The following is a 3,285-nucleotide window of genomic DNA, read 5'->3' as shown; positions in this document are numbered from 1 at the left end:
GATTCTCGTATAATAATCGTGACTACCACCTAGCGGAATCAAAGTAGTAATATCGAATTGAGTCAAATCAATTTCATCTTTCACGACGATGTTCACCGCACTTGCCGTACCTGTATTCTCAAAACGAATCATATAATGAACATATTTACCAACATCGCTAGGGTCAATAGTTTTACCTTCTAGACAGGTTTTATCATTAGGGTCATAAGAATTCACAACCGTTTGATCAAACACCATCACATTATCGGCTGGCATGGCGTCTGTTCCAGTTCCCGCAACTGCTCCTGTAAAAGTTAAAATATCATTACCGTTTAATGGATTTGCAGTTTGTGTAGGTGTATTTAATGTCATGGTAAACGCATACTCTTCCATCTGGAAAGGCTGTAGATTACTCACTGACCAACTCAACTGATTAGTCGCTGGAGTTGCAGCGGTAGGTGTAGAAGATAATAAAGTCATAAAATCTCCTTCAAAATCTAAGGTTACTGTTCCACTTGTTGTAACGTTTCCTTTGTTTTTAACTACTACTTTATAATCAGTATCAAATCCTGGTCGTGCTTGTTCTATTGGTAATACAAATACTTCTAGGTCTTCAATGCTTCCATTTGCAGTGACACAAAAATCTTGTGTGAATGGACTGGTTTGGGTTGGGAAATTTACAACTACACTTGATGGCGAGAAATTCCAGTAGGTTGGGTTTTCTGGATTTGGGGTGATGGTGTGTTGACCGTCGAGAACAGATAATGAGTAAAAGCCGTCTGTATTTGATGAAAATAAACCAGAATTTAATGCGTCACTAACTGTATAAACTAAATTTGAAAAAATAGGATCACTGGTAGTACAACCATTATTATTTAAATCTATAGTTGAAATACCACTTACCTCGTTACTTATTCCACCTGTTGTAAATGAACAATAAGAGTTGATTTCTAAATTTGGAAACGTAAAATCAAGAATATTCATGTTTTCTATCTCATCATCATCTACACATAAGTATCTGAACTGAGATGGAGAAGGATGGTTTGTAACTTTAATCCCTGTATTAGTGTGATTATAGTTAGGTGACCCATTTTTTAGATTTAAAATTTCTAAAGGAACATTAGTAGCTGTCAATGAATTAAAAAGTGGATTATTACTAAAATCTAGCTCAGTTAATAAGCTATTACTACAACCTAAACTTCGGAAATTTGGCGAACTGGAAACGTCAAGAGAAGTTATGGGTACTTGGTAAACAGTTAATGATTCCAGACCTACTAAATTTGAAGAATCAAAGTTGGTCAATGGATTCCAAGTTAAATTAACCGAAATGATATTTGAATTAGATCCGTTGAGTTGAGTTAGATTATTACCAGATAAGTCTAAATATCTCAAAACTGTAAATCCTGATATATCAAATGAAGAAATTCCATTATGGAGATAACCTAATTGATTTAATGTACTAAAACTACTGTTGAAGTTTGACAAAGGAATATTATTATTTTGTAATATTAAATTGGTCAAATTGGTAAATGATGGCGTTATCAAATTTGAGATTGACCCATCTCTAATTTGAATATCTTCAAGGCTAGTATTGTTAGATAGATCTAAATTATTTGTGTTAAAATTAGTTAGTTGTAAATAGTTTAATAGTGCATTGTTGGAAACATCAAGATTACTGAGAGTCATGTCCGTGAATGAAATCCTCTCTAGTGTGAGATTTGAACTCAAATCTAAATTATTTATTGGAACGTTATTTAAAGAAATAAATTCTAGAACACTAAAAGAATTAGTGTTCAATTGGTTGAGATTAGATGCATCTCTAACACTTAGGTTTTCTAGATTAGTACTTGTCAAATTCAAAGATGAGTTAGGATAACCTCTTACATTAAAATTTTTCAAGGCTGGCAAACCTGAAATATTATAACTCGCTATATTATCATGAGAAACAGCAAGTGATATTAACATGTTTAAATTAATTAAATCTAAAGAATTGATGTTGGGACAATTGGTTCCTGTACAATTCATGGAAAAGTATTGCAAGCTATTATGATTTGCTATATTAATCTGAGAAATTAAATTATCGTTTAATTCTAATTTTTGGAGACTAGAAGGAAGAATACTTGCATTGATATATGTTACTGAAGTATCTTCCATTTCCAATTCAGTAAGATTAGAGAAAAATTCTATCCCTGATAAATCATCTATGGACATTCCAGTTACATACATTTTACCGACATTTTGAGCTTCAGATATTTGAATACTTGAATCATTATTAATGTCTATACTCCCCAAGCCATTTCCATTCAAATTTCTCATACAATAGCAATTCAATAAATAATTTTCAAGATCTGGATCTGTGAATGAGACATCTTGTGCGGAAGTAAATTGTATACTTACGAGCATTAGTAAAATTGATAATAGAGTAAAGTTTTTCATTTTGGTGGTTTTGGATTTCCCTAAATTACTTCACTTTCTTAATCTTAATATTATCTTAAATCCTTTTAACATGCATTTAACTACTTAATTATCATTTGATAACGAATTAATAAAATCTTAAATTTATTTGGTAATAGATACCTATTCAAATTACTATTTCAACATTCTTACCTATTTAAAGTAATTATATCTTATTCGCTTTCGCGAAAGCGGAAAAAAAAGCCTCTTCTATTAAGAAAAGGCTTTTTATTTTATTGGAATTCATGAGAAATTTACTCAACAAGTAACTTCTCTATTTTCTGGCCTACATCACTTTTAATAGTTACAAAGTAAATCCCTGAAGACAACTCTCCTATTTCTAAACGTTGCTCGTTTGCTGCGCCTGTAAATTGTGTTGCTGTGATCATTCTACCGCTCATATCAGTAATACTGATACTCTCTATGGCATTGTTTGCAGTCGCGGTAATAAAGTTGTTTGCAGGATTAGGATAAACTGAAATACTACTATCTGTAGCCTCTCCTACGCTTGCTGTACTCATGATACTTACTGTTTCTGTATTAGTTACAATTGGAGCATTGAAATCAAAATAAATATTAGCTGTATTATCAAAAGTATCACCTGCAACAAGAGTATTTAAAGTTTTGATTTTGAATAATACATAACCATCGTTAGTCGCGTCATTGAAATCTAGGTTAATGTTTTCATGAATGAATTCTACGACATTTCCATCTCTGATTCTCGTATAATAATCGTGACTACCACCTAGCGGAATCAAAGTAGTAATATCGAATTGAGTCAAATCAATTTCATCTTTCACGACGATGTTCACCGCACTTGCCGTACCTGTATTCTCAAAACGAATCATATAA

General features: G+C 32.0%; 2 protein-coding genes. Both read right to left on the bottom strand.

The features are described 5' to 3' along the window. The coding region (locus ABJF08_RS14470; RefSeq protein ID WP_348116968.1) for a hypothetical protein at positions 1–2,271 on the bottom strand (2,271 nt) is incomplete at its 3' end. A gap of 416 nt (positions 2,272–2,687) precedes the next feature. Further along, positions 2,688–3,285, bottom strand: a 598-nt coding sequence (locus ABJF08_RS14465; protein ID WP_348116967.1) for a T9SS type A sorting domain-containing protein, incomplete at its 5' end; no start/stop codon positions are given.

Source organism: Nonlabens sp. (assembly GCF_039941875.1).
GTDB lineage: Bacteria > Bacteroidota > Bacteroidia > Flavobacteriales > Flavobacteriaceae > Nonlabens.
This window is presented reverse-complemented; position numbering and strand designations above follow the sequence as displayed.